General features: G+C 71.4%; 19 protein-coding genes and 1 pseudogene. 10 read left to right on the top strand and 10 right to left on the bottom strand.

What is annotated here, in order from left to right; genetic code table 11:
- Nucleotides 1-104: 104 nt before the first annotated feature.
- The gene (gene era, locus KUM44_RS25035) at nucleotides 105-1,055 is read right to left on the bottom strand and encodes a GTPase Era (protein ID WP_217211291.1); all 951 of its coding nucleotides are present in this window, start codon (nucleotides 1,053-1,055) and stop codon (nucleotides 105-107) included.
- A gap of 72 nt (nucleotides 1,056-1,127) precedes the next feature.
- Here era and KUM44_RS25030 point away from each other — a divergent pair.
- Together KUM44_RS25030 and KUM44_RS25025 are read left to right on the top strand one after the other, a co-directional pair.
- Nucleotides 1,128-1,382, top strand: a pseudogene (locus tag KUM44_RS25030) (ammonia channel protein); the annotation flags it as partial.
- Nucleotides 1,379-1,717: a P-II family nitrogen regulator gene (locus KUM44_RS25025; protein WP_217211290.1), complete on the top strand. Its 339-nt coding sequence runs from the start codon at nucleotides 1,379-1,381 to the stop codon at nucleotides 1,715-1,717. The pseudogene KUM44_RS25030 and the gene KUM44_RS25025, both read left to right, overlap by 4 nt.
- 73 nt (nucleotides 1,718-1,790) lie before the next feature.
- Here the strand turns inward: KUM44_RS25025 and KUM44_RS25020 are convergent, their stop codons facing one another.
- Entirely contained in the window at nucleotides 1,791-2,267 is a 477-nt protein-coding gene (locus tag KUM44_RS25020) for a hypothetical protein (RefSeq protein ID WP_217211289.1), read from the bottom strand.
- A gap of 407 nt (nucleotides 2,268-2,674) precedes the next feature.
- On the opposite strand from KUM44_RS25020, the gene KUM44_RS25015 reads away from it, so the two are divergent.
- Genes KUM44_RS25015 through KUM44_RS24995 form a run of 5 tightly spaced genes read left to right on the top strand, consistent with a single transcriptional unit; the run spans nucleotide 2,675 to nucleotide 6,326 of the window.
- Nucleotides 2,675-3,748 (top strand): PhoH family protein, encoded by a 1,074-nt coding sequence (locus tag KUM44_RS25015; RefSeq protein WP_217211287.1) that lies wholly within the window; start codon nucleotides 2,675-2,677, stop codon nucleotides 3,746-3,748.
- A 15-nt stretch (nucleotides 3,749-3,763) separates the two neighbouring features.
- Complete coding sequence (ybeY, locus tag KUM44_RS25010) at nucleotides 3,764-4,261, top strand: rRNA maturation RNase YbeY (protein ID WP_004001382.1); 498 nt, start codon at nucleotides 3,764-3,766, stop codon at nucleotides 4,259-4,261.
- Nucleotides 4,258-5,568, top strand: a complete 1,311-nt coding sequence (locus KUM44_RS25005) for a hemolysin family protein (protein ID WP_217211285.1) — start codon at nucleotides 4,258-4,260, stop codon at nucleotides 5,566-5,568. The genes ybeY and KUM44_RS25005 overlap by 4 nt, the downstream gene beginning before the upstream one ends.
- On the top strand, nucleotides 5,565-5,924 hold the full coding sequence (locus tag KUM44_RS25000; RefSeq protein ID WP_217211283.1) for an MmcQ/YjbR family DNA-binding protein: 360 nt from the start codon (nucleotides 5,565-5,567) through the stop codon (nucleotides 5,922-5,924). Before KUM44_RS25005 ends, KUM44_RS25000 begins: the two co-directional genes overlap by 4 nt.
- A gap of 48 nt (nucleotides 5,925-5,972) precedes the next feature.
- Nucleotides 5,973-6,326 carry a cytidine deaminase gene (locus KUM44_RS24995; protein ID WP_048585650.1) on the top strand — a complete coding sequence of 118 codons (354 nt, stop codon included), beginning with the start codon at nucleotides 5,973-5,975 and terminating at the stop codon, nucleotides 6,324-6,326.
- Nucleotides 6,327-6,423: 97 nt separating this feature from the next.
- Here the strand turns inward: KUM44_RS24995 and KUM44_RS24990 are convergent, their stop codons facing one another.
- On the bottom strand, nucleotides 6,424-6,855 hold the full coding sequence (locus KUM44_RS24990) for a nuclear transport factor 2 family protein (protein WP_217211281.1): 432 nt from the start codon (nucleotides 6,853-6,855) through the stop codon (nucleotides 6,424-6,426).
- A 121-nt stretch (nucleotides 6,856-6,976) separates the two neighbouring features.
- Between KUM44_RS24990 and KUM44_RS24985 the strand changes: the two genes are divergently transcribed.
- Nucleotides 6,977-7,777, top strand: a complete 801-nt coding sequence (locus KUM44_RS24985) for a VOC family protein (RefSeq protein WP_217211278.1) — start codon at nucleotides 6,977-6,979, stop codon at nucleotides 7,775-7,777.
- A gap of 80 nt (nucleotides 7,778-7,857) precedes the next feature.
- Here KUM44_RS24985 and KUM44_RS24980 read toward each other — a convergent pair whose 3' ends face one another.
- The 3 genes from KUM44_RS24980 to KUM44_RS24970 form a co-directional block, all read right to left on the bottom strand.
- Nucleotides 7,858-9,015: a PfkB family carbohydrate kinase gene (locus KUM44_RS24980; RefSeq protein WP_217211277.1), complete on the bottom strand. Its 1,158-nt coding sequence runs from the start codon at nucleotides 9,013-9,015 to the stop codon at nucleotides 7,858-7,860.
- 80 nt (nucleotides 9,016-9,095) lie between these two features.
- A complete protein-coding gene (locus tag KUM44_RS24975; RefSeq protein WP_217211275.1) occupies nucleotides 9,096-10,385 on the bottom strand; it encodes a glucarate dehydratase family protein in 1,290 nt (429 codons plus the stop codon).
- Nucleotides 10,382-11,347: a 5-dehydro-4-deoxyglucarate dehydratase gene (locus KUM44_RS24970; RefSeq protein ID WP_217211273.1), complete on the bottom strand. Its 966-nt coding sequence runs from the start codon at nucleotides 11,345-11,347 to the stop codon at nucleotides 10,382-10,384. The genes KUM44_RS24975 and KUM44_RS24970 overlap by 4 nt, the downstream gene beginning before the upstream one ends.
- Before the next feature lie 114 nt (nucleotides 11,348-11,461).
- Between KUM44_RS24970 and KUM44_RS24965 the strand changes: the two genes are divergently transcribed.
- Together KUM44_RS24965 and KUM44_RS24960 are read left to right on the top strand one after the other, a co-directional pair.
- The gene (locus KUM44_RS24965) at nucleotides 11,462-12,256 is read left to right on the top strand and encodes an IclR family transcriptional regulator (protein ID WP_217211271.1); all 795 of its coding nucleotides are present in this window, start codon (nucleotides 11,462-11,464) and stop codon (nucleotides 12,254-12,256) included.
- Nucleotides 12,257-12,431: 175 nt separating this feature from the next.
- Nucleotides 12,432-13,673, top strand: coding sequence for an MFS transporter (locus tag KUM44_RS24960; RefSeq protein ID WP_217211267.1), 1,242 nt, complete (start codon nucleotides 12,432-12,434; stop codon nucleotides 13,671-13,673).
- A 6-nt stretch (nucleotides 13,674-13,679) separates the two neighbouring features.
- Here the strand turns inward: KUM44_RS24960 and KUM44_RS24955 are convergent, their stop codons facing one another.
- The 4 genes from KUM44_RS24955 to KUM44_RS24940 form a co-directional block, all read right to left on the bottom strand.
- Complete coding sequence (locus tag KUM44_RS24955) at nucleotides 13,680-14,672, bottom strand: adenosine deaminase (RefSeq protein WP_217211266.1); 993 nt, start codon at nucleotides 14,670-14,672, stop codon at nucleotides 13,680-13,682.
- A 20-nt stretch (nucleotides 14,673-14,692) separates the two neighbouring features.
- Nucleotides 14,693-15,598 carry a ribonuclease Z gene (locus KUM44_RS24950; protein ID WP_217211265.1) on the bottom strand — a complete coding sequence of 302 codons (906 nt, stop codon included), beginning with the start codon at nucleotides 15,596-15,598 and terminating at the stop codon, nucleotides 14,693-14,695.
- A 6-nt stretch (nucleotides 15,599-15,604) separates the two neighbouring features.
- Nucleotides 15,605-15,958: a histidine triad nucleotide-binding protein gene (locus KUM44_RS24945; protein WP_217211264.1), complete on the bottom strand. Its 354-nt coding sequence runs from the start codon at nucleotides 15,956-15,958 to the stop codon at nucleotides 15,605-15,607.
- Between the two features lie 100 nt (nucleotides 15,959-16,058).
- Complete coding sequence (locus KUM44_RS24940; RefSeq protein WP_217211263.1) at nucleotides 16,059-19,268, bottom strand: S41 family peptidase; 3,210 nt, start codon at nucleotides 19,266-19,268, stop codon at nucleotides 16,059-16,061.
- Nucleotides 19,269-19,299: the final 31 nt, after the last annotated feature.

Genomic DNA, 19,299 nt, shown 5'->3' with positions numbered 1-19,299 from the left:
CGGCCAGGGGTCCCCAACAGCGCCTCGATCTGCATACGGGACCTGATACCGACGCCCTTCAGACCCTCGCTACAGCGCCCCCGCCACACCCCCACCCACCCGGCTCAGAACCCCAGCTTCCGCAACTGCCGAGGATCCCGCTGCCAGTCCTTGGCAACCTTGACGTGCAGGTCCAGGAACACGGGGGTCCCCAGCAGCGCCTCGATCTGCTTGCGGGACTTGATGCCGACGTCCTTCAGGCGCTTGCCCTTGGGGCCGATGATGATGCCCTTCTGGCTGGGGCGCTCGATGTAGACGAAGGCGTGGATGTCGAGCAGGGGCTTGTCGGCGGGGCGGTCCTCGCGGGGGAGCATTTCCTCGACGACGACGGCGATGGAGTGGGGGAGCTCGTCGCGGACGCCTTCGAGCGCGGCCTCGCGGATCAGTTCGGCGATCATGACCTGTTCGGGCTCGTCCGTGAGGTCGCCCTCGGGGTAGAGCGCGGGGCCCTCCGGGAGGAGCGGGACGATCAGGTCGGCCAGCAGGCCCACCTGCTTGTCGCCGACCGCCGAGACGGGGACGATCTCGGCCCACTCGAAGCCGAGTTCCTTGCCGAGCTGGTCGATGGCGATGAGCTGTTCGGCGAGGGTCTTGCTGTCCACGAGATCGGTCTTCGTGACGATCGCGATCTTCGGCGTCTTCTTGATCGACGCGAGTTCCTTGGCGATGAAGCGGTCACCGGGGCCGAGCTTCTCGTTCGCCGGCAGGCAGAAGCCGATCACGTCGACCTCGGCCCAGGTCGTCCGGACGACGTCGTTGAGCCGCTCGCCGAGCAGCGTGCGCGGCTTGTGCAGACCGGGGGTGTCGACCAGGATCAGCTGGGCGTCCTCACGGTGCACGATCCCGCGCACGGTGTGCCGCGTCGTCTGCGGCTGGTTCGCGGTGATCGCCACCTTCTGGCCGACCAGAGCATTCGTCAGCGTGGACTTGCCCGCGTTGGGGCGGCCCACGAAGCAGGCGAAGCCGGCGCGGTGGGGCGCCTCGGACGGCTCGGATGACTTACTGCGAACGCTCATGGCGCCCATTCTCCCTGATCCACAGAGCCCTGCCGCACATGCGCCCGACCGCTCCCCGCCCGGTGAGCTTCCGGCACCCTGCTGACCCGCGCCTTGCCGACGGCCACCGTGACGGGCGGCGCCGAGGGCCTGCTCCACGGTGGCGGACTCGCGCGGTTCGGCAAGCAGGCGGTGGCCGTCGTGGTCGTGGCGGCGTACGCCGGCCTGGACCTTACGGTGCACGCCGAGACCGCTTACGATCACGGGGTCCTGGGGCACGGCGCCCCGGTCGACTCGTCCCTCTCCTCCGCCGTCCCCACCGCGCAGAAGGTCAAGAAGCAGGCATGAAGCTGATCACCGCGATCGTCAAGCCGTACCGGCTCGACGAGGTCAAGACCGCCCTCCAGGAGATCGGTGTGCACGGTCTGACCGTGACCGAGGCGAGCGGCTACGGCCGCCAGCGCGGCCACACCGAGGTGTACCGGGGCGCGGAGTACCAGGTCGACCTGGTGCCGAAGGTGCGGATCGAGGTCGTCGTCGACGACGCGGCGGCCGACGACGTCATCGACGCCGTCGTGAAGGCCGCGCAGACCGGCAAGATCGGCGACGGCAAGGTCTGGGCGCTGCCGGTCGACACGGTCGTACGGGTGCGGACGGGCGAGCGCGGCCCCGACGCGCTGTGAAGCCTTAGCGGCGCCGGGACCGCGCCCCCTCCTTCAGTACGTCGGCATTCAGTACGTCAGCACGTCACGCGGGTCAGTCGAACACGAACGGGCCCGGCGACTGCGGCCCGGTCGCCGTGCAGGTGATGGTGATGCCGAGGACGGTCATCTTCAGTGAGCCGCCGAAGGCCTCCAGGCTGTCCCCGGCGGCGACTGTGCCGCTGAGCGGGCCGACCTGGACGGGGTCGCCGGCGGCCATCGCCGGGTTCTCCGTGCCGGTGAAGCTGGTGGTGCCGCCGCTCGCCTTCACCAGGGTGAGCGTCGAGGCGATCGAGTCCTCCCCGAGGGCGATCGGCGCGGTGATCGCGGAGGAGTTGACGGTGATGGTGGCGGCGGTGCCGTTCTGCGTCGCCGTGAGGGTGGCCTCGCCACCGCCGAAGCTGCCGCAGTCCGCGGTGATCGTCGCCGTCTGGGGGGTGACCGCGAGGGCGGCGGGTGCGAAGGCCAGTGCGGTGACCGCGAGGGCCCCGGCCGCCAGGGTCGCGCCTGCTGACATGCGCATGCGTCTCATGGGGATCCGCTCCCTTTCGAGGTGGGGGAATTCCTGATGTGGGGGTGGGGGAATTGCTCGGCAGGTGGATGCGGACACACTGCGGTGGAGAGCTGAACCTGACGGTTCCGACGGCTCCGACGAATCTGACGGTCCGTCGGAACTGCCGATCCCATTGATGCGCGAGGGGCGTGGGTCGGCAAGGGTGATTTCCGGCCTCAACTACCCACGGGTCAACTACCGGGCGCCGAACGTGACACAGCGCCACAATGCGGGCACCGAAAGCGAGACCCGCAACCCCGTGAAATGTCCCTGCCGAAAAGCCCTACGGCCTTGTCAGTGGCCCGGCGTACCCTGGAAATCGCCAGGCCGCCCATGTGGCGGGCGAGTCGTATCGAGGAGGACGAGCAAGGCCTACGAGCCGGCCCATGACTCAGACACCCACAGCTCACACACCCGCGCAGGGGCAGGCGAGAGCACAGTTCACCGTCCCCGCCCAGCACCCCATGGTGACCGTGCTGGGGTCCGGCGACTCCCTGCTGCGTGTGATCGAGAAGGCCTTCCCGGCGGCCGACATCCATGTCCGGGGAAACGAGATCAGCGCGGTCGGCGACGCCGCTGAAGTCGCCCTCATCCAGCGCCTGTTCGACGAGATGATGCTGGTGCTCCGCACCGGACAGCCGATGACGGAGGACGCAGTGGAACGCTCGATCGCCATGCTCAGAGCCAGCGAGAACGGGGAGACGGACGGCCAGGAGACCCCGGCCGAGGTGCTGACCCAGAACATCCTGTCCTCCCGTGGCCGCACGATCCGCCCCAAGACCCTCAACCAGAAGCGGTACGTCGACGCGATCGACAAGCACACGATCGTCTTCGGCATCGGTCCCGCCGGTACGGGCAAGACCTACCTCGCCATGGCCAAGGCGGTGCAGGCCCTGCAATCCAAGCAGGTCAACCGCATCATCCTGACCCGGCCCGCGGTCGAGGCCGGTGAGCGGCTCGGCTTCCTGCCGGGCACGCTCTACGAGAAGATCGACCCGTATCTGCGCCCGCTGTACGACGCGCTGCACGACATGCTCGACCCCGACTCGATTCCGCGGCTGATGGCCGCCGGGACCATCGAGGTCGCGCCGCTGGCGTACATGCGCGGAAGGACTCTCAATGACGCCTTCATCATTCTCGACGAGGCCCAGAACACCAGCCCCGAGCAGATGAAGATGTTCCTCACCCGCCTCGGCTTCGACTCGAAGATAGTCATCACCGGTGACGTCACCCAGGTCGACCTCCCGGACGGCACCAAGTCCGGTCTGCGGCAGGTGCAGGACATCCTGGAGGGCGTCGAGGACGTCCACTTCTCGCGACTGTCGTCCCACGATGTCGTCCGGCACAAGCTGGTCGGCCGTATCGTCGACGCGTACGAGAAGTTCGACAACAAGCACGGCACCGAGAACGGCGCGCACAAGGGGCAGGGCCGGGGCAAGTCCGGGCACAAAGGGAAGTAGAGACCGAGCAGCACCATGTCGATCGACGTCAACAACGAGTCCGGAACCGAGGTCGACGAGCAGGCGATCCTCGACATCGCCCGCTACGCGCTCGCGCGGATGCGCATCCACCCGCTCTCCGAGCTCTCGGTGATCGTCGTGGACGCCGACGCCATGGAGCAGCTCCACATCCAGTGGATGGACCTGCCCGGCCCGACGGATGTCATGTCCTTTCCGATGGACGAGCTGCGGCCGCCGTCGAAGGACGACGACGAGCCGCCCCAGGGGCTGCTCGGTGACATCGTGCTGTGTCCCGAAGTCGCCGCCAAGCAGGGGGCCGAGGCGCCCACGCAGCACTCCATGGACGAGGAGCTCCAGCTGCTCACCGTCCATGGCGTGCTGCATCTGCTCGGGTACGACCACGAGGAGCCCGACGAGAAGGCCGAGATGTTCGGTCTCCAGGCCGCCATCGTGGACGGCTGGCGCACGGAGAAGGGTCTGACGGGTCCGTCGCCGGCCCCGACCGTGTCATGAGCCTTCCCCTCGTCTCCGGCGCCATCGCCCTGGTGGTGGTGGCCTGGCTCGCCGCCTGCGCGGAGGCCGGCCTGGCCCGCGTCTCCAGCTTCCGCGCCGAGGAGGCCGTACGCAGCGGGCGCCGCGGCAGCGAGAAGCTCGCGCTGGTCGCCGCCGACCCGACGCGCTATCTGAACGTGGCGCTGCTGGTGCGCGTGGCCTGCGAGATGGCCGCCGCCGCGCTGGTCACTTACGCCTGCCTGAAGGAGTTCGACAGCACCACCGAGGCGCTGCTGGTCGCGATAGCGGTCATGGTGCTGGTGTCGTACGTAGCCGTCGGGGTCTCCCCGCGCACGATCGGCCGCCAGCACCCGCTGAACACGGCGACGGCGGCGGCGTACGTGCTGCTGCCGCTCGCCCGGATCATGGGTCCGATCCCGTATCTGCTGATCCTCATCGGCAACGCGCTCACTCCCGGCAAGGGCTTCCGCCGGGGCCCCTTCGCCTCCGAGGCGGAGCTGCGGGCGCTGGTCGACCTCGCCGAGAAGGAGTCGCTGATCGAGGACGAGGAGCGCCGGATGGTGCACTCGGTCTTCGAGCTGGGCGACACCCTCGTACGGGAGGTCATGGTCCCGCGGACCGACCTGGTCGTCATCGAGCGTTACAAGACCATCCGCCAGGCCCTCACCCTCGCCCTGCGCTCCGGTTTCTCGCGGATCCCGGTCGTCGGGGAGAGCGAGGACGACGTGGTCGGGATGGTGTATCTGAAGGACCTGACCCGCAGGACGCACATCTCGCGGGAGGCGGAGAGCGAGCTGGTGTCGACGGCGATGCGGCCCGCGTTCTTCGTGCCCGACACCAAGAACGCCGGTGACCTGCTGCGCGAGATGCAGAAGGAGCGCAACCACGTCGCCGTCGTCATCGACGAGTACGGCGGCACCGCCGGCATCGTCACCATCGAGGACATCCTCGAGGAGATCGTCGGCGAGATCACCGACGAGTACGACCGTGAGCTGCCGCCGGTGGAGGACCTGGGCGAGGACCGCTACCGGGTCACCGCCCGTCTGGACATCACCGACCTCGGCGAGCTGTACGGCCTCGACGAGTACGACGACGAGGACGTGGAAACGGTCGGCGGGCTGCTGGCGAAGGCGCTGGGCCGGGTGCCGATCGCCGGGGCGTCGTCCGTGGTCGAGCTGCCCGACAGCCGGAGGCTGCGGCTGACGGCGGAGGCGGCGGCCGGCCGGCGGAACAAGATCGTGACGGTGCTGGTGGAGCCGGTGGGCCCGGTGCCGGGGGCGGAGGAACGGGAGGCGAAGGCGGAGTGAGCCCCGAGGAACTGCGCGGTTTCTGTCTTTCGTTCAACGCCGCCGTGGAGGACTTCCCCTTCAACCCGGACATCTCCGTCTTCAAGGTGCTGGGCAAGATGTTCGCCCTGAGCTGGATGGACGCCCGCCCTCTCACCGTCAATCTCAAGTGCGACCCGGAGGACGCGATCCGGCTGCGCGACGAGCATCCCGGCCTGATCATCCCCGGCTACCACATGAACAAGCGGCACTGGAACACCGTGACGGTCGACGGCGAACTCCCGGACCGGCTTGTCCGGGAGCTCATCGAGGACTCGTACGACCTGGTCGTGGCGGGCCTGCCGAGAGCCGACCGGCTCCGTCTCGACCGCCCCTGAGCCGACCGCCGTCGCCGCACGTCGTGGCGCGCTTCGTATGCTCGGGGCATGACCGACAACAGCGCGCTTGACCCCGAGGACCGCAAGATCGTCACCCTGGCCCGTTCCGCGCGGGCCCGCAACGGTGTGCCCGAGGGCGCGGCCGTACGGGACGAGACGGGCCGTACCTATGTCGCCGGGACCGTGGCCCTTGACTCCCTGAAGCTGAGCGCCCTGCGGACGGCGGTGGCGATGGCGGTGGCGTCCGGGGCGACTTCGCTGGAGGCGGCGGCGGTCGTGACGGAGGCGGAGGGCGCGTCCGCGGAGGATCGGGCTGCTGTGCGGGATCTTGGGGGGCCGGGGACGCCGGTGTTGGTGGCGGGGCCGGACGGGGCGGTGCGGACGACGGTGACGGCGGGCTGAGGCCCGGTCCGTTTCTCGCCCCCGCCGCCCCTACCCGTCCCATCCTTCTGGGGCTCCGCCCCAGACCCCGCTCCTCAAACGCCGGAGGGGCTGAATTTCAGCCCGTCCGGCGTTTGAGGACGAGGCCCGAAGGGCCGACAGCGGGGGTCTGGGGGCGCGCCGCCGTGATGTGGCTCAGCACGCAGCGCCAGCCGTCTTCCCGGCGTACGAACACGTCGGTCGTCCACTCGTCGGCGTCGAAGCGTTCGCCTCGGTAGTGGGCCGTGTTCGTCACCCGTGCCGTCACCACCGCCGAGTCGCCGTGGACGCGGATCCTGGGGTCGCCGACGAGTTGGAACGCCGAGTGGGTCAGGTCGCCGGATTCGACGAGGGCGAGGAACTGCTCCCTGGTGGAGATGCCCGACTCGGAGACGATGACCCAGTCGTCGGCCATGAAGTCGGCGATGCGGGCAGGGTCGTCGGAGACCATCGCCGCGGCCCAGTCGTGCGCGGTGGCGGTGAGCCCGGCCGCGGTCGCGTCGTCGCTCATGGCCGGATGGTAACCAGAGGCGGCCGGCGCGGCACCCGGGGCGCCCGGAGTGCGTCCGACGGGCGAGTGTCAGTGCCGGGTGTCAGGCTGAGGGCAGAGAGGATCTGCGAAGGGAATCGCCATGATCACCACTGACCTCGCTCCCGGCTCCCCCTGTTGGCTCGATCTCGGCGCCCCCGACGTCCGCGCCGCCGCGGCCTTCTACGGTGCGGTGCTCGGCTGGGAGTACGAGTCCATGGGCGGGACGGAGGACTTCGAGGGCGGAGTGTTCAAGAAGGACGGCAAGACCGTCGCCGGGATCGGCAAGCTCACCGAGGAGGGGGCGCGCTCGGCCTGGATGATCTACTACACCGTCGACGACGCGGACACGACGACCCAGGCCGTCCAGCGCGCGGGCGGCACGGTGCGGGTGGCGCCGCGGGACCTCGACGACTGGGGGCGGATGGCGCAGTTCAACGATCCGCTGGGCGGCCAGTTCGCCGTCTGGCAGCCGGGGAAGAACTCGGGCTTCGAGCTGGCGGACGAGCCGGGCTCGCTGTCGTGGACCGAGTTGTACACGAGCGACGCCGCGGGCGCGCGGGAGTTCTACGGCGGTGTCTTCGGCTGGCAGTTCAGCGATATGCCGTTGCCGGGCGGCGGGGGCGTGTACACCCTGATCACCCCGGCCGGGCTGCCCGAGGAGCGCATGCAGGGCGGCCTGATGGAGCTCCCGGCGGAGAACCTCGCGCTGGCGAACGGGCGGCCGTACTGGCACCCGGTCTTCAATGTCACCGACTGCGACGCCGCGGTCGCGAAGGTCACCGGGAACGGCGGCAGTGTGCAGATGGGTCCGGAGGACGCGGAGGGCGTCGGCCGCCTGGCCGTGTGCGTGGACCCGTCGAACGCGGACTTCGTGGTCCTGACCCCCGCGACCCCGAGCTGAACGCCAGAGCGAGCACCGGAACTGAACACCAGAACTGGACACGAGAGCTGAGCACCCGTAGCTCGTCGTCGGCACGGTCGTCACGCCGACCGTCTGAACCCGATCGTCGGCACGGCCCGCCGCAGCGGCCAGGGTCTCCCCTGCTCCTCCGGCACCAGCTCCGCCAGGAACGCGTACCGGCGCAGGGCCTCGGGATCCTGCCGGTCGAGGGACTGGACCTTGCGCCACCAGGCGCCGATCTCGGCCCAGCCCGGGGCCGAGAGGGAGCCGCCGAACTCCTGGACCGAGAGGGCGGCCGTGAGGCCGGCGAAGGCGAGGCGGTCGGCCAGCGGCCAGTCGGCCAGAGTGCCGGTGACGAAGCCGGCCACGAAGACGTCCCCGGCGCCGGTCGGGTCCAGGGCCTCCACGGCGATGGCGGGCACCACGGCCGTCTCGCCGGTCCGCCCGTCCACCGCGTACGCGCCCTCCGCGCCGAGGGTGACCACCGCGACCGGGACGTACGCGGTGAGGGCGTGGGCCGCCTCGCGCGGGCAGTCGGCGCCGGTGTACCGCATGGCCTCCTCGGCGTTCGGCAGAAACGCCTCGCAGTGCTCCAGGTCGGCCAGCCCGGCCAGGTCCCACGCCCCCGTGTCGTCCCAGCCGACGTCGGCGAAGATCCGGGCGCCCTTGCTCGCGGCCTGCGCGATCCAGGAGGCCCGCCGGCCCGGGACGAGGGAGGCCACGGCGGCACGCGCGCGTGGCGGGCAGTCGGGGGCGGGCTCCTCCGGGGGTGGCTCGTGGCCGTGGGAGACCATCGTGCGCTCCCCCTCGTAGGCCATCGAGACGGTCACCGGCGAGTGCCAGCCGGGCACCGTGCGCGAGGGCGAGAGGTCGATGCCCTCGCCGTGCTCCAGCGCGTCCCAGCAGTACTCGCCGTAGTGGTCGTCGCCGAAGGCCGCCGCGAGAGATGTCTTCAGGCCGAGGCGGGCCAAGGCCGTCGCCATGTTCGCGACCCCGCCGGGGCTCGACCCCATCCCCCGGGCCCAGGACTCGGTACCGCGCACCGGGGCCGAGTCGAGGCCGGTGAAGACGATGTCGAGGAAGACCGTGCCCGTGAGGTACACGTCCCAGGACGGGTCGGCGGGTGTGCGCAGGGCGGCGAGGGGGTCGACCTGGGCCCGGCGGTACGGCCCCCCTGCTCGGGACGACGGCCTCTGGGGCGAGGCTCCCTTTCCGGTCGGCGCGGTGGGCGTGGTCACGGTGCGCTCCCTGACGTGGTGCTGATCTGGCCAGTCTGCACCACACCACCGACAACGCCACCGCGATCCTCCCCGAGCCGCTACCAGCGTGGCATCGCAGGCGTGACCCAGCCCGGTTCGACGACCCGCATCGCGGCGGCGTCGTCGCGGTCCCTCAGCGAGCCGTCGTCGTCCAGCCACCGCCGGTGCAGCTCCGCCAGCCTCTCGTGGTCCAGCTCGACACCGAGGCCGGGCGAGTCGGACACGGTGACCTTGCCGCCCTCGAAGGTGAGGCGCTCGGTGAGGACGTCCTCGGACTGCCAGGGGTAGTGGGAGTCGCAGGCGTGGTGGAGGTTCGGGACCGTCGAGGCCACATGGGTCATCGCGGCCAGGGAGATGCCCAGGTGGGTGTTGGAGTGCATGGACACCCCGACGCCGAAGGTGTTGCAGATCGCGGCAAGTTGTTGCGTGTTGCGCAGCCCACCCCAGTAGTGGTGGTCGGAGAGGACGACCTGTACGGCGTCCTTGGTGAACGCCTCCTTGATCTCCGCGAACGTCGTCACGCACATGTTGGTCGCCAGCGGCACCCCGGTCCGCGCGGCGACCTCGGCCATCGCGGCCGTACCGAGGGCCGGATCCTCCAGGTACTCGAGGACCTCCCCGAGTTCCCGCGCCACCTTCAGCGAGGTCTCCACGGACCAGGCGCCGTTGGGGTCCAGCCGCAGCGGATGCCCGGGAAAGGCCTCCGCGAGCGCCCGGACGGCCGCGATCTCCTCGTCCGGCGGGAAGACCCCGCCCTTGAGCTTGAAGGAGGTGAAGCCGTACCGCTCGGTGAACTTCCGGGCCTGCTCGACGACCCCGGCCGGGTCGACGGCGGCACCCCAGTCGTCCTTCTCGGCCGCCACGCCCTCCGGATGCCCGGCCCACTTGTAGAACAGGTACGCGCTGTAGTCGACCGCGTCCCGCACCTTGCCGCCGAGCAGCGCGTGCACGGGCAGCCCGAGCGCCTTGCCGAGGGCGTCCAGGCAGGCGACCTCGAAGCCGGAGACGACGGACAGCCGCAGCTTGTCGGCGGTCTGGACGCCGCGCAGCCCGCCGACGTCGACCTGCCCCTGGACCCGGGACTGATCGACGGTCACCTCGTCGGCGACGACGAACAGGCCGTTCAGATCGCTGACTTGGCGCCCGACCAGCTTGTCGGCGAACGGCCGGGCGAGCTCCAGGTACTTGGTGTCGCCGTACGTCTCGCCGACGCCCGTGGTCCCGTCGGCCGTCACGACCTCCACGATCAGCCGGGGTGTGTACGGCTGGTGGACGCCCTGGGTGTTCAGCAGGGGCGGGTCGGCGACCAGGACGGGCGTCAGGCGGACCTCGGTGATCGTGAGGTTCACAGTGCGGCTCCCACGAGGTCGAGGCCGGTGGCGAGGAGGGTGCGCAGGTCGGCCAGGTCGGCGGCCGAGGGGTTGGTGAGCGGGGCGCGTACGGGGCCGACGGGGCGGCCGCGCAGCCGGGCCGCCGCCTTCACCAGGGACACGGCGTATCCGGGCACCCGGTCGCGGATCTCGACGAGCGGGACGTAGAAGTCGCGCAGCAGCTTGTCGACCGTGCCGTGGTCGCCGCGCCGGAGTGCGGCGAAGAAGGCGTTCGCGATCTCGGGGGCGAAGGCGTGGACGGCGGAGGAGTAGGCGGGGACGCCGACGGTGGCGTAGGCGCGCGCCTGGATCTCGGCGGTGGAGGCGCCGTTGAAGAAGAGGAAGTCCTCGGGGGCGGCGAGGGTGAGACGCTGGAGGCGGTCGAGGTCGCTGTGGCCGTCCTTGAGCCCGACGACGTTCGGGATACCGGCGATACGCTTCAACGACTCGGCGGTGTAGGCGACTTGGCCGCGCTGGTAGGCGATGAGGGGCAGCCGGGTCCGGGCGGCGAGCTGCTCCAGCTGGGCGACCAGGCCGTCCTGCGGGGCGGCGACGAGGTAGTGCGGCAGGACGAGGAGGGCGTCCGCGCCGGCCTCCTCGGCGATCCGGGCGAACCGCGCGGCCTGCGCCCAGCCGTACCCGACCCCGGCGACGACGGGGACACGCCCGCCCGACTCCTCGACGGCGACGGAGACGACCTGCCGGTACTCGTCCTCGTCCAGCGAGAAGAACTCACCGGTGCCGCAGGCGGGGAAGACCGCGCCGGGAGCGGTGGCGAGCTGGGCGGCGACATGGGTGCGCAAGCCGTCCGGGTCCAGCGTGCCGTCGTCGTGGAAGCTCGTGAGCGGGAACGACAGCACGCCCTCGGCCATGCCGTCCCGCAAGCGCCGGATCGTGACCGTACGGGCATCGGTATCCGTGTCGAGGCTCGCCCTCGCCATCTCTCCCCATCTCCCCATATAGACGTCGTCCATGTATGAGAATCGAGATTAGGTACGCGAACCACGGCCGTCAATGGCGCGGTCCATCCGAGGTGCGACGCTTACGATCGGCCCATGTCAGAGACAGGCGGCGTCCGCGAAGTGAAGTCGGCGGCGCGCACGGTGGAGTTGCTGGAGCTCCTCGCCGCGCGCGGCGACCGCCCCGCCCGCCTCCAGGAGCTGGCCGAGGCGCTGGACGTGCCGCGCAGCTCCATGTACGCGCTGCTACAGACCCTGATCTCACGCGGCTGGGTCCGCACGGACGTCACCGGTTCCCTCTACGGCATCGGCATCCACGCCCTGCTCACCGGCACCAGCTATCTGGACTCCGACCCGCGCGTCCGCGTCGTACGCCCGTATCTCGACGAGGCGTCGGAGGCGCTCGGCGAGACGATCCACATGGCGCGGCTGGACGGCCGGGACGTGGCGTATCTGGCGACGCGGGAGTCGCACGAATACCTGCGGACGATCAGCCGGGTGGGCCGGCGCCTCCCCGCGCACGCGGGCGCCCTGGGCAAGGCCCTGCTCGCCGAACGCCCCGACACCGGCCTCCCCGACGGCCCGTACGAGCCCCTCACCGCCCACACCCACACCACCCGCGAGGCCCTCGCCGCCGATCTCGCCGAAGTGCGGGCACGCGGCTACTCGACCGACCGCGAGGAGGGCGTCCCCGGCATCGTCGGCTTCGGCTTCGCCCTGCGCTACGACAGCCCTGCCCAGGACGCGATCAGCTGCTCGGTGCCGGTGGCGCGGCTGACGGCCGGCCATGAGGAGCGGATCGTGGCGGTGATGCGGGAGATCAGGGCGAAGATCGAGGCGACGGTTCCCGGCGGGAGCGGCGGCAGCGGCTCGGTGCACTGGCGCAGGTGAGGGCGCCTTCTACCCGCGTTCACCCACCCCAAACAGAACGTGCCCCAGATCACACCCCCCGCGCTTCTTCCCCCCTCCCCCCGCTTGATACAAATTGCCCGCGCGTTCCTGTCCGTCGACGGCCTGCGCTCCTCCCCGTCTTGAGCCGCTCCTTTCGCATGCCCTGGGAACGCCCGTGTTCGCCCCTCGCACCACCCCCTGGCCCCTCGTCGCCCTTTTCACGGCCGGGTACCTCGCTCCGTATCTGCTGCCGACCGTCGTCGGCAGACTCGACTCCGGACTTCCGCTCACCCCCACCCAGGCGGGCGCCGTCGGCAGTGCGCTGCTGCTGAGTTCGGCGTCGGCCGGCTTCCTGCTGGCATCGCGGGTGGAGCGGATCGGCGCCCGTCGGCTCGCCCGGTTCGGCCTCACCCTGGCCCTGCTCGGCTACGGCGGCGCGGCGCTCGCCCACGCCGTACCGGCCGTCGTCCTCGGCGTGCTGCTCGGCGGCTTCGGATCCGGTACGGCCACCGCGGTCGCCGCCACCCGTATCGCCGCCCAGCGGGACCCGCACCGGGCCACCACGGTCGGTCTGCTCGGCGTCTCCGCCCTCGCCGGCGCGGTCTATCTGACGGTGCCGCACCTCGGCCCGGGCCACGGCCAGCCGCTGGCCGCCATCGCCCTCACCTCACTCGCCGTATGGCCGCTGACGGGCCGTCTGCCCTCGGACGCCGCCCCGCGACCACGGACCCGGTCCACCGCCCGCCTCCCCCACCTCCGCCACGGCCTGGCCCTCGCCGCCTGCATGCTGTGCTGGTCCCTCGCCCAGAACTCCCTGTGGGGCGTCAGCGGCCGGATCGGCCTGACCCAGGCGCAGCTGACCGAGACCACGGTCGGGGCGGTGTTCGCCGTGGGGCTCGGCGCCGGGCTGCTGGGCGTGAGCGGGGCGGGCGCGCTCGGCCCGCGACTCGGCCGCGCGCTTCCCATCGGCGCCGGTACGGCCCTCATCGCCGCGTGCATCGCGCTCAGCGCGTCCGCCACCGACCTGACGGCCTTCGCGACCGGCGAGATCGCCTGGAACACGCTCTACCCGATCGTCCTGTCGTACGTCATCGGCCTCGCCGCCTCCCTCGACCCGCGCGGCCGCTGGGCGGTCCTCGTCGGCTCGGCGTCCTCCCTGGGCACGGCGGCAGGCCCGCTGACCGGCAGCATCCTGTCCACCCAGGCCGGCTTCCCGGCCATGGGCACGGTTCTCGCGACCGGTCTGCTGATCGTCGCCGTACCGATGACGGCCGTGGCGCTGGCCCGCCGACCGCAGGAGACGGTCGAGGTCGCGGAAAGCGTGGAGGTCATGGAGGTCATGGAGGTCGTCGAGATCCCCCTGGACACCGCGGAAGCCACCCCGGCCGCCCCCGGCCACCTCACCCGGGCCACCTGACCGGGGCTACGTGAACTCGTACGCCTCCACCTCGGCCAGATACCGCCCCCGCAGCTCCTCGTCGTCCTCCAGGAAGGAGGCGAGGAACGAGTTGCGGGCCAGCTCCCGGAGCCGTTCCCGGTCAAGGCCCAGCGCCGAGCGCACCGCGTCGAAGTTGTCGCCCGCGTAGCCACCGAAGTACGCCGGGTCGTCGGAGTTGACGGTGCACATCAGCCCGGCATCGAGCATCGCGGGCAGGGGGTGGTCGGCGAGGACGTCGACGGTGCGCAGCCGCACATTCGACAGCGGACACAGCGTCAGCGGCACCCGGTCCCGGACCAGCCGCTCGACCAGCGCCTGGTCCTCCATGCACCGCAACCCGTGGTCGACCCGTTCGACGCCGAGGATGTCGAGGGCCTCGGTGATGTACTCCGGCGGCCCCTCCTCGCCCGCGTGCGCGACGCGCCGCAGGCCGAGCGCGGCGGCGGCCTCGTAGACCTCGCGGAACTTCACCGGCGGGTGGCCGACCTCGGCGGAGTCGAGGCCGATGCCCACGATCCGGTCGAGATACGGCTCGGCCGCCCGGAGCGTCGCCATGGCCGACTCGGCGGAGTCGTCGCGCAGGAAGCACATGATGAGCCGGGTGGAGACCCCGTGGCCGGCCGCACTGTTCCCCAGCGCCCGCCACAGCCCCTCGACCACCGTGCCCAGTTCCAGGCCCCGCTTCGTATGCGCCTGCGGGTCGAAGAAGATCTCCGCGTGCCGTACGCCCTGCGCTGCGGCACGGGCGAGGTAGGCGTTCGCGAGGTCCTCGAAGTCCCGCTCGGTGCGCAGGACGGCCATGAGCTCGTAGTACAGGTTCAGGAAGGACTGGAGGTCCTCGAACTGGTACGCCTTGCGGAGCTCGTCGGTGTCGGCGTACGGCAGCTCGACGCCGTTGCGCGCGGCCAGTTCGAAGGCGAGCTCGGGTTCGAGGGTGCCTTCGACATGGAGGTGCAGTTCTGCTTTCGGTAGGGGCATCAAAGCATCGTACGGCGGTATTACCGACGTTTCGGCATAGGCACCCGCAAGAGGTCGTGCGCCACGGTCAGCTCCCCGCCGAAACCGGCGTCCCGCGCCTGCCGCTCGAACTCGTCCGGCTCGGTGTAGCGCTGGCTGAAGTGGGTGAGCACGAGATGGCGTACGCCGCAGTCGACCGCGACGCGGGCGGCCTGACCGGCGGTCAGATGACCGTGCTCGGCGGCGAGTTCGACGTCGTCGTCCAGGAAGGTCGACTCGATGACGAGCATGTCGCAGCCGTCGGCGAGGGCGTACACCCCGTCGCACAGCCGTGTGTCCATGACGAAGGCGAAACGCTGCCCGCGGCGCACCTCGCTCACGTCCGCGAGGGAGACCCCGCCCAGTGCCCCCTCCCGCTGGAGCCGCCCCACGTCCGGCCCCTTGATGCCGTGCGCGGCGAGGCGTTCGGGCAGCATGCGGCGGCCGTCGGGCTCGACGAGGCGGTAGCCGTACGACTCGACGGGGTGCGAAAGCCGGGCGGTCTCCAGCGTGTAGCCACCGGTGTCGGCGATGACCCCGTCCGCGCTGACCGGTGCCTGTGTGAGGTCGACGGTCTCCCGGTAGGCGGTGGCGTACCGCAGCCGGTCGAAGAAGCGCTGTCCGGAGAGCGGGTAGTGGGCGGTGACGGGGTGCGGGACCTTGTCGAGGTTGATCCGCTGGATGACGCCGGCGAGGCCGAGCGAGTGGTCCCCGTGGAAGTGGGTGACGCAGATCCGGTTCAGGTCGTGCGCCGCGACTCCGGCCCGCAGCATCTGTCGCTGCGTGCCCTCGCCGGGATCGAAGAGGATCCCTTCGCCGTCCCAGCGCAGCAGGTACCCGTTGTGGTTCCGGTGCCGGGTCGGGACCTGGCTGGCTGTGCCGAGGACGACCAGTTCACGTACGGACACGGCGAGTTACCCGGGAGGCCACTGCATGCCGCGGCCGCCGAGGACGTGGGCGTGCGTGTGGAAGACGGTCTGGCCCGCGCCGGCACCGGTGTTGAAGACGACGCGGTAGCTCTCCAGCTTGTCCTCGTCGGCCACGGCCTGGGCCTCGCGCAGCACGTCCGCGGCGAGGGCCGGGTCGGCGGCGGCGAGGGCGGCGGCGTCCCTGTAGTGCGCCTTCGGAATGACCAGGACGTGGGTGGGTGCCTGGGGGTTGATGTCCCGGAACGCGACCGTGGTGTCCGTCTCCCGCACGATCGTCGCCGGGACGTGCCCTTCGACGATCTTGCAGAACAGACAGTCGTCCTGCGGCTCCCCTGCCATGGTCCCTCCGGGGGTTGGGCGGCGTGGTTTACGGGGGGCATCGTATCGTCGTCGGGTGCGGGTGTTTCGTGGCTGGTCGCGCAGTTCCCCGCGCCCCTTTTCAGGTTGGCAAAGTGGGCGGCGTTTTTGCGGGACTGTTCTCCAATCCCTCCAGCGCGATTCGGATCGCCTCGTCCAATTGGGCGTCCACCCCCGCTGCCCAGTCCTGCGGACGTTGCGCCACCTCCACGTCCGGGTCGACGCCGTGGTTCTCCACGTCCCAGCCGTAGCCCTCCAGCCAGATGGCGTACTTCGGCTGTGTGATCAGTGTGTCGTCGACCAGGCGGTAGCGGCTGTCGATGCCGATCACGCCGCCCCAGGTGCGGGTTCCCACGACCGGACCGAGCCCCAGTGCCTTGATGGCCGCGTTGACGATGTCCCCGTCGGACCCGGAGAACTCGTTCGCCACCGCCACCACGGGACCGCGCGGAGCGTCCGCCGGATAGCTGTACGGTCGCATCCCGCGCGGCAGTTCCCAGCCCACGATGCGCCGGGCCAGCTTCTCCACGACCAGCTGCGAGGTGTGCCCGCCGCCGTTCTCGCGGACGTCCACGACGAGGCCCTCGCGGGCCACCTCGACCCGCAGGTCACGGTGGATCTGGGCCCAGCCGGGCGCCTGCATGTCCGGGACGTGCAGGTAGCCGAGCCGGCCACCGGACTTCTCGTGGACGTACGCCCGCCGGTCGGCCACCCACGCGTGGTAGCGGAGCGGCTGCTCGTCGGCGATCGGTACGACGACCGCGTGCCGTACCTCCCCGCCCCCGGCCGGTGAGACCGTCAGCTCCACCGCCTTGCCCGCCGTGCCGACGAGTGACGGCCCGGGCCCGGTCACCGGATCCACCGGCACCCCGGCCACCGCCACGATCGCGTCCCCGGCCCGCACCGCGACCCCGGGTGCGGCGAGCGGTGCCCGGGCGTCGGGGTCGGAGGTCTCCGACGGCAGGATGCGGTCGATACGCCAACTTCCGTCCTCGTGACGGGAGATGTCGGCGCCGAGCAGGCCCTGCCGGGTCCCGCCGCCGTATCCGCCGTGCGGTGCGACGTACGCGTGCGAGGTGCCCAGCTCGCCCTGGACCTCCCAGAGCAGGTCGATCAGGTCGTCGTGGGTCGCGACCCGGTCGAGCAGGGGGCGGTAGCGGTCCAGTACGGCCGTCCAGTCGACCCCGCTCATGTCCGGCCGCCAGAAGTGGTCGCGCATGATGCGGCCGGTCTCGTCGAACATCTGCCGCCACTCCGCCGACGGGTCGACCGTCTGCCGTACCCGCGTCAGGTCCACGGTGATGTTCGAGTCGCTCTCGTCGTCGCCGGAGGCCCGCCGGTCGCTGGGGACGACCCTGAGCCGGCTGTCGGTCCACAGCAGGACACGCTTGCCGTCGCCGCTGACCTCGAAGTGGTCGGCGTCGTCGGCGAGATGCTCGATCCGCCGCTGGACGAGGTCGTAGCGCTCCATCTCGGTCTTGGGCTCGGGGTCGTCGGGCGTGGCCCGGGTGGCGCCGAGTGCGCCGCGCACGGGGTGCCGTAGCCAGAGCACGCCGTCCTTCGCCGCCCGCAGGTTGGTGTAGCGGGCGGCCTCGACGGGGAACGGCACGATCCGGTCGGCGAGGCCTTCGAGGTCGATGCGGGTGGTCGGGGTGCCCTCGCTGTCGGGAGTCTCCTCCTTGTCCGGCGCGTCGAAGGGCCGGCCGTGCCGCTGCGGGCCGAAGGGGGACGGGGTGGTCGCGGCGAGGGTGATCAGGTGGGGGCGGGAGCCGACGACGAAGGCGAGGTCGAAGACATGCTCGTCGTAGACGGGGTCGAAGGCCCGCGCCGACAGGAAGGCCAGGTGCTTGCCGTCCTGGGTGAACGCGGGCGCGTAGTCCTGGAAGCGCAGGGGGGTCGCCTCGGAGACGGACAGGTCGGTGGTGTTGGCGAGCTTCAGCTGGGACAGCGGGCGCGGGCCGGGGTGCGACCAGGCGAGCCAGGCCGAGTCGGGCGAGAAGACCAGCCCCGACACGTCGCCGTCGGCGCTGCGGTCGACCTCGCGGACCTCGCCGGACTCCCGTTCGACGAGCAGCAGCCGCCCGTCGTGCGCGGCGACCGCCGCCCGGCTTCCGTCGGGCGCCATGGCGAGCTCCAGGACCCGCCCCAGCTGTCCGGCACCGAGCCTGCGCGGCGTGGCCCCCGGGGCGAGCCCGGTCGCCGGGGCGAACTCCAGCGCGTCGTCGCCCTCCGCATCCGTCACCCACACCACCCACTCCTCGCCCTCCGCCCGGAAGGTGCGCGGCAGCCGGGCCCGTACGCCGGGCTCGGCGGCGAGTGCGCGGGCGGGTCCTGAGCGGTGGGTGACCCAGTGCACGGCGCCCCGGACGCAGACCGCGCTGCCGCGCGCGGTGTGGTCGGGCGCCGCCTCCCCGAAGGCGCGGGCGGCGTTCAGCGGGTACGGCTGCCGGTCGGTGCGCTGGCCGCCGAGCCGGATGTCGAGCCGGCGCGGCTCGGCCCCGTCGAGGTCGTCCAGGAGCCACAGTTCTCCGGCTGAGGCGTACACGACCCTGGTGCCGTCGCTCGCGGCGTGCCGGGCGTAGAAGCTGTCGACCGGGGTGTGCCGTCGTAGATCCGACCCGTCCGCGTGGGACGAGTACAGCGCGCCCACCCCCTCGTGGTCGCAGAGGAAGGCGATCCGGTCCCCCACCCACACGGGGTACTCGATGTTCCCGTCCAGGTCCTCGTGCAGCCGTACGAAGTCGCCGTCGCCCGCGAGGTCGATCCACAGCTTCCCCGCCGTACCGCCCCGGTAGCGCTTCCAGCGTGCGGCCTCCAGTCCCATGGGCGCGGACGCGAGCACGAGCTGCGGCCCGTACACGACATCGGCGACGGGGCCGTACGGCAGGGTGGTGGCCGGGCCGCCGTCGAGCGGGACCGTGTGCGCCCAGGTGCGGCGGCTGCCCGCCTGGCCCCGGGTGCTGATGGCGAGGATCCGGCCGTCCGGGGTCCAGCCGCGGACCCGGGTCTGCCAACTGCCCCAGTGGGTGAGGCGCTTGGCGGGGCCGCCGTCCACCGGCGCGATGTGCACCTCGGGGGCGCCGTCGCGGCCGGAGGTCCAGGCGACGGTCGTACCGTCGGGCGAGATGCGCGGCAGGGTGACCGGCACGTTGTCGGCGCTGACCCGCCAGGCCCGGCCGCCGTCGAGCGGGGCGAGCCACACGTCGTCCTCGGCGGTGAAGGCGACCAGGTCACCGTGGAGATGCGGATACCGGAGATAGGAAGACGATCCGGGCGTCGCGGGCTGAGTCACCCGATCACCATAAGCAGGGGCGGCGTCCGGG

This window comes from Streptomyces sp. AC550_RSS872, assembly GCF_019049285.1.
Lineage (GTDB): Bacteria > Actinomycetota > Actinomycetes > Streptomycetales > Streptomycetaceae > Streptomyces.
The sequence above is the reverse complement of the archived record's forward strand: the minus strand, read 5'-3'. Positions and strand labels throughout refer to the sequence as shown.

Bases quoted from the DNA above. Each gene is read 5' to 3' on its own strand.
- era (WP_217211291.1), bottom strand. From the start codon at position 1,055: ATGAGCGTTCGCAGTAAGTCATCCGAGCCGTCCGAGGCGCCCCACCGC.
- KUM44_RS25025 (WP_217211290.1), top strand. From the start codon at position 1,379: ATGAAGCTGATCACCGCGATCGTCAAGCCGTACCGGCTCGACGAGGTC.
- KUM44_RS25020 (WP_217211289.1), bottom strand. From the start codon at position 2,267: ATGAGACGCATGCGCATGTCAGCAGGCGCGACCCTGGCGGCCGGGGCC.
- KUM44_RS25015 (WP_217211287.1), top strand. From the start codon at position 2,675: ATGACTCAGACACCCACAGCTCACACACCCGCGCAGGGGCAGGCGAGA.
- ybeY (WP_004001382.1), top strand. From the start codon at position 3,764: ATGTCGATCGACGTCAACAACGAGTCCGGAACCGAGGTCGACGAGCAG.
- KUM44_RS25005 (WP_217211285.1), top strand. From the start codon at position 4,258: ATGAGCCTTCCCCTCGTCTCCGGCGCCATCGCCCTGGTGGTGGTGGCC.
- KUM44_RS24995 (WP_048585650.1), top strand. From the start codon at position 5,973: ATGACCGACAACAGCGCGCTTGACCCCGAGGACCGCAAGATCGTCACC.
- KUM44_RS24990 (WP_217211281.1), bottom strand. From the start codon at position 6,855: ATGAGCGACGACGCGACCGCGGCCGGGCTCACCGCCACCGCGCACGAC.
- KUM44_RS24985 (WP_217211278.1), top strand. From the start codon at position 6,977: ATGATCACCACTGACCTCGCTCCCGGCTCCCCCTGTTGGCTCGATCTC.
- KUM44_RS24970 (WP_217211273.1), bottom strand. From the start codon at position 11,347: ATGGCGAGGGCGAGCCTCGACACGGATACCGATGCCCGTACGGTCACG.
- KUM44_RS24965 (WP_217211271.1), top strand. From the start codon at position 11,462: ATGTCAGAGACAGGCGGCGTCCGCGAAGTGAAGTCGGCGGCGCGCACG.
- KUM44_RS24955 (WP_217211266.1), bottom strand. From the start codon at position 14,672: ATGCCCCTACCGAAAGCAGAACTGCACCTCCATGTCGAAGGCACCCTC.
- KUM44_RS24945 (WP_217211264.1), bottom strand. From the start codon at position 15,958: ATGGCAGGGGAGCCGCAGGACGACTGTCTGTTCTGCAAGATCGTCGAA.